Raw genomic sequence first — 4,954 nt, 5'->3', positions numbered from 1 at the left:
TCTCCAATCCCTCGTGGATGAGCGGATCGACCGAGCTTCTCGGCCTCTCGATCACCTGGAATCGGCTCTGGATCATCGTCTTTGCCGCGCTGGTGTTCGCGGGGCTCGTGCTGATTCTGCGCTGCACGGCGCTCGGGCTCGCGATGCGTGCCGTGACGCAGAACCGGCGCATGGCAGCGAGCATGGGCATCCGCACGCCGCTCGTCGACGCCGCGACCTTCGCGCTCGGCTCGGGTGTCGCCGGCCTCGCCGGCGTCGCGCTGAGCCAGATCGACAATGTCAGCCCCAATCTCGGCCAGTCCTACATCATCGACAGTTTCCTGGTGGTGGTGTTCGGCGGTGTCGGCAATCTCTGGGGCACACTGGTCGGTGCGCTGACGCTCGGCGTGGTCAACAAGCTGCTCGAACCCTTCGCGGGCGCGGTGCTCGGCAAGATCGTCGTGCTGATCGGGATCGTGCTGTTCATCCAGCGCAAGCCGCGCGGCCTCTTTCCGCTCAAGGGCAGGGCGGCTGAGGCATGATGCGTGCGATCGGCAACGATCGCCTGATCGCCGTCGCCGTCGTGCTGGTGCTCGCCGCTGCGGTCGTGGTCGGGATCGGCAATCTCGCCTTCGCGCCCGGCGACAGGCTGCACGTGCCGACGCACGTTGTCGGCTTGGCCGGCAAGTATCTCACCTACGCGCTGCTGGCTCTCTCGATCGATCTCGTTTGGGGCTATGGCGGCATCCTGAGCCTCGGCCACGGCGTGTTCTTCGGTCTCGGCGGCTACGCGATGGGCATGCACATGATGCGGCTGATCGGGCCGCGCGGGGTCTATGCGCATCCGGTGCTGCCCGACTTCATGGTGTTCCTCTCCTGGACCGAGCTGCCCTGGTACTGGCGCGGCTTCGACCTGTTCCCGGTCGCGATGCTGATGGTGGCGCTGGTGCCCGGGCTCCTCGCCTTCGGCTTCGGTTTCCTCGCCTTCCGCGCGCGTGTCACCGGCGTCTATCTCTCGATCATCACCCAGGCGCTGACCTTTGCGACCATGCTCGCGTTCTTCCGCAATGACATGGGCTTCGGCGGGAACAACGGGCTCACGGATTTCCGCGACCTTCTCGGCTTCCCGTTGCGCTCGGATGGCATGCGCGTGACGCTGATGGCGGCCTCCGCGATCGCGGTCGCGGCCGGGCTGATCCTGGTGCGCGCGCTGCTTGCGACCCGATTCGGCCTTGTCCTCGTCGCCGTGCGTGACGCCGAGAGCCGCGTGCGCTTCCTCGGCTACCGGCCGGAGGCATACAAGCTCGCCGCACTCGTGCTCTCGGCCGTGCTCGCCGGCATCGCCGGCGCGCTCTACGTGCCGCAGGTCGGCATCATCAACCCGAGCGAGTTCGCCCCCACCAACTCGATCGAGGCGGTGATCTGGGTCGCGGTCGGCGGGCGCGGCACGCTTGCGGGCGCGGTGCTCGGCGCGGTCGCGGTCAATCTCGGCAAGACGCTGTTCACCGCCGCGCTGCCCGAGCTGTGGCTGTTCGCGCTCGGCGGGCTGTTCATCCTGGTCACGCTGCTCCTGCCGCGTGGGCTGATCGGGCTGTTGCCGCCGCCGCGCGAGTTCGTGCGGGTGGATGCCGGCACGCCGGCGCCGCGGCCTGCATGAGCGCGCCCGCGACGCTGCTCTATCTCGACGGCATCACCGTCAGCTTCGATGGATTCCGCGCGTTGAACGCCCTGTCGCTGATCATCGAGCCCGGCGAGATGCGCGCAGTGATCGGTCCGAACGGCGCTGGCAAGACCACCATGATGGACGTGATCACGGGGCGCGCACGTCCTGACTTCGGACGCGCCCTGTTCCGCGACAGCCACGATCTCACGCGGCTCGACGAGCCGGCGATCGCCGCGCTCGGCATCGGGCGCAAGTTCCAGAAGCCGACCGTGTTCGAGACGCATACCGTGTTCGACAACCTGCTGCTGGCACTCGCCGGCGACCGGCGCGTGCGCGCGAGCCTGCGCGGCGGCGCTTCCGCCTCCGAGCGCGAGCGTCTGGCGGCGATCCTCGACACCGTGCATCTCGCCGAGCATCGCCACCGCCGCGCCGGCGCGCTGTCGCACGGCCAGAAGCAGTGGCTCGAGATCGGCATGCTGCTCGCGCAGGAACCGGATCTGCTGCTGCTCGACGAACCGGTTGCTGGCATGACCGATGCCGAGACCGAGGAGACCGCCGATCTGCTGCGCCGGATCAACCGCGACCACTCGGTACTGGTGGTCGAGCACGACATTGCCTTCGTGCGCGCGCTCGGCGTGAAGGTGACGGTGCTGCACGAGGGGGCGGTACTCGCCGAGGGCTCGATCGACCATGTCAGCGCCGATCCGCGCGTGGTCGAGGTGTATCTGGGGCGCTGAGAGATGCTGGCGGTGCAGGGGATCGATCTCGCCTACGGGGCTGCCCGGGTGCTGCGCGGCGTTTCGCTGCAAGCCGCGGTCGGCGAGGTCACCTGCGTGCTCGGGCGCAACGGTGTCGGCAAGACCAGCCTGCTGCGCGCGATCGTCGGCCAGCATCCGATCGCCACCGGTTCGATCGCCTGGGAGGGCGCGCGGATCGACGGGATGCCGGCCTATGAGCGCGCGCGCCGCGGCATCGCCTATGTGCCGCAGGGCCGCGACATCTTCCCGCTGCTGACCGTGGCGGAGAATCTCGAGACCGGGTTGTTCCTGCTCAGGCGCGGCGAGCGGCGCGTGCCGGAGGAGATCTTCGCGCTGTTCCCGGTGCTGAAGGCGATGCTGCGCCGGCGCGGCGGCGATCTGTCGGGTGGGCAGCAGCAGCAGCTCGCGATCGCGCGCGCCCTCGTCACCCGCCCGCGCCTGCTGGTGCTCGACGAGCCGACCGAGGGCATCCAGCCCTCGATCATCAAGGAGATCGGCCGCGTGATCGCGCATCTGCGCGCGCAAGGGCAGATGGCGATCCTGCTGGTCGAGCAGTATTTCGACTTCACCGCCGAACTCGCCGACCGGATGGTGGTGATGGACCGCGGCGAGGTGGCCGCGAGCGGCCGGCCCGATGCGCTCGATCCCACGGAACTGCGCCGGCTGCTGACGGTCTGATTGCGCGTCGCTACTTCACGTCGAGCGTGACGCTCACGGGGCAGTGATCCGACAGCCGGTCGCGGAACGATCGGTCGGTCTCGCGATAGACCATCACGCGCAGGCTGCGCGGCACCAGCCAGTCGCGCGCCGCGCCGCCGAGCAGGATGTGGTCGATGAACACCGCCCCGCCCCAGCACGGGTTCGAAAACCCCGCGGTCGCGCGCGTCAGCGGGGCCGCGCCGGACAGAACCTGGAACACGTCGTCGTCGTCGCCATCCATGCGCCGGTTGAAGTCGCCGAGCACGATGAAGGCGTCGGCGGCCGCGCGCCGCGCGGCGATCCAGCGGGCGATATGGTGCGCCTGGCGCGCGAGATCCGCGCACTGCGCCCGCTCGGAGTCGGTCAGGCTGTCCCAGGTGCAGCCCGCGCGCAGGTGCACGTTCAGCAGGCGCACGGTGCGCTCCTCGATCTCCACCGTGATGTCGGCGCCGCGCCGGAGGCTGAAGCGCGCATCCGGCACCAGGTCGAGCTCCAGCAGATCGGGGTTCGCGCGCCAGTGGATGCCGCGGCGGATCGCGAAGCCAGGACGCTGGACGTCGGTCTCGCTGGTGAAGTGGAAGTCGTAGGCGGTGGCGTCGAACACGCGCGCGGCCGCGAGCCGCCCGTCCACCTCCTGAAGCGCGACGATGTCCGCGTCCAGCCGCGCGGCGTAGCGCCGCAGCAGCGCGAGATCGGCGTCCGTGCGCCGGTGCACGGTCCGCGGCACGGCCGGGTGGCCGGCCTGCCTGGTGGTCAGCCAGGCGATGTTCCAGGTCGAGAGCTTGATCTCGCGCGCGGCCGCGGGGAGCGCCAGCAGCAGAGCGAGCGGGAGAGCGGCGATGCGCATGCACGCGACGCTAGCGCCCGGGCGCGGGAAGGGCCATCTTCATGCGCGAACGACCCCCGGGAGGTCCAATATGCGACGCTTCGCCCTCTACACGGCCCTGGCCGCGACCCTGACCCTGGCGCTCGCACCTGCGATCGCCGAGGCGCGGATCGGCCGCGGCGGAAGTTTCGGCAGCCGCGGCGGACAGACCTATGCGCCGCCGCCGCCGAGCCGCGTTGCGCCCCAGCCCGCGCAGCCGGTGCAGCGCAGCATCACCCAGCCGGCGCGGCCGGCTGCTGCCGCGGCGGCACCGGCGACCGCCGCGCGACCGGGATTCGGCGGCGCACTGATGGGCGGGCTGCTCGCCGGCGGGCTGATTGGGCTGCTGATGGGCTCGGGCTTTTTCGGTGCCGGGCTCGGTGGGGTACTCGGCGCGCTGTTGCAGATCGCCCTGATCGGCGGGCTGATCTGGCTCGGGCTCCGGCTGTTCCGCGCCGCGCCGGCGATGGCCGGGGCTGCGGCCGGGCGGACCCCCGTGCCGGATCTGGGCAGTGGGCCGATGCCGCGCAGTGGTGCGGGCTTCGCCGGCGGCGGGCACCTGCCGCTGCGGCTCGGCGACGAGGATCTCGCCACCTTCGAGACGGCCCTGAAGGATATCCAGACGGCGTGGAGCGAGGCGGATACGGCGACACTCGCAAGAATGCTGACGCCGGAGATGCTCGGCTATGTCACCGACCAGCTCGAAGAGGACGCCCGGCGCGGCGTGCGCAACCGGGTTTCCGGTCTCGCCTTCGAGGAGGGCGATGTCAGCGAGGCCTGGCGCGAGGGCGTGCGCGACTACGCGACGGTGGCGATGCGCTTCAGCCTGACGGATGTGGACGTGCCGGCCGGCGCGCCGCCGGCCCTGCCGGGCACGACACCGCACGAGACGGTGACGGAGCTCTGGACCTTTGTGCGGGTGCAGGGCGGCCCGTGGATGCTGAGCGCGATCCAGCAGATCGGCTGACAGCGCCGTGGGGACCTAGCCTT

The 4,954-nt window shown here is 70.5% G+C and carries 6 protein-coding genes; 5 read left to right on the top strand and 1 reads right to left on the bottom strand.

What is annotated here, in order from left to right:
• From ACTIFU_RS22365 to urtE, 4 genes are all read left to right on the top strand, one after another.
• A partial coding sequence (locus ACTIFU_RS22365; protein WP_439580534.1) for an ABC transporter permease subunit occupies positions 1–521 on the top strand: 521 nt, incomplete at its 5' end.
• A complete protein-coding gene (urtC, locus tag ACTIFU_RS22360) occupies positions 518–1,636 on the top strand; it encodes an urea ABC transporter permease subunit UrtC (RefSeq protein ID WP_439580533.1) in 1,119 nt (372 codons plus the stop codon). The genes ACTIFU_RS22365 and urtC, both read left to right, overlap by 4 nt.
• Positions 1,633–2,379, top strand: a complete 747-nt coding sequence (gene urtD, locus ACTIFU_RS22355; RefSeq protein WP_439580532.1) for an urea ABC transporter ATP-binding protein UrtD — start codon at positions 1,633–1,635, stop codon at positions 2,377–2,379. The genes urtC and urtD overlap by 4 nt, the downstream gene beginning before the upstream one ends.
• A gap of 3 nt (positions 2,380–2,382) precedes the next feature.
• Positions 2,383–3,078: an urea ABC transporter ATP-binding subunit UrtE gene (urtE, locus tag ACTIFU_RS22350; protein ID WP_439580531.1), complete on the top strand. Its 696-nt coding sequence runs from the start codon at positions 2,383–2,385 to the stop codon at positions 3,076–3,078.
• A 10-nt stretch (positions 3,079–3,088) separates the two neighbouring features.
• Here the strand turns inward: urtE and ACTIFU_RS22345 are convergent, their stop codons facing one another.
• Complete coding sequence (locus tag ACTIFU_RS22345; protein WP_439580530.1) at positions 3,089–3,946, bottom strand: endonuclease/exonuclease/phosphatase family protein; 858 nt, start codon at positions 3,944–3,946, stop codon at positions 3,089–3,091.
• Between the two features lie 70 nt (positions 3,947–4,016).
• On the opposite strand from ACTIFU_RS22345, the gene ACTIFU_RS22340 reads away from it, so the two are divergent.
• On the top strand, positions 4,017–4,931 hold the full coding sequence (locus ACTIFU_RS22340; RefSeq protein ID WP_439580529.1) for a Tim44 domain-containing protein: 915 nt from the start codon (positions 4,017–4,019) through the stop codon (positions 4,929–4,931).
• Positions 4,932–4,954: the final 23 nt, after the last annotated feature.

This window comes from Elioraea sp., from assembly GCF_051860475.1.
Lineage (GTDB): Bacteria > Pseudomonadota > Alphaproteobacteria > Acetobacterales > Acetobacteraceae > Elioraea.
Note: the sequence above shows the minus strand (reverse complement) of the source record. Positions and strands in the feature narration are given on the sequence as shown.